Genomic DNA, 501 nt, shown 5'->3' on the forward strand with positions numbered 1-501 from the left:
TTTATTTTGATGAGTCAGGCTTTAGCCAGCAATCACATCTCCCCTACGCTTGGTCTCCAAAAGGTGAGCCATTAGCCCTGCCTTGTTACTCACGAAGCAAAAGGCTTAATGTGCTTGGCTTTTTAAGCCGAAAAGGCACGCTGATCCATCACACGACAGAAAGCAGAGTGAATACCGATGTCGTTATAGAGGCGTTCGAACAATTTATCGATGTGCAGCCACTGGATAAATTGACTGTGATATATCTTGATAATGCGTCATTTCATCGCGCCAAGCGTTTTCAAGAAAAGTGTCATGAATGGCTATTAAAAGGGTTAGTCGTGATGTACTTACCCGCTTATTCTCCTGAACTCAATATCATTGAAATACTGTGGAAAAAGATCAAATATGAATGGTTATCTTGCCATGACTATATCACTTTTGATGCGCTTAAAAAGAGTGTAAAAAGCATCATGGATAATTACCCATCAAAATATACGATAACTTTTAGTTAAGCACTTA

General features: G+C 39.3%; 1 protein-coding gene. It reads left to right on the plus strand.

The annotated features are described in order from the left end of the window. Positions 1-494 (plus strand): IS630 family transposase (locus Q0976_RS24030; protein WP_299497393.1); only part of this gene is annotated, 494 nt, incomplete at its 5' end. Between the last annotated feature and the right edge of the window lie 7 nt (positions 495-501).

The organism is uncultured Shewanella sp. (assembly GCF_947501665.1).
GTDB lineage: Bacteria > Pseudomonadota > Gammaproteobacteria > Enterobacterales > Shewanellaceae > Shewanella.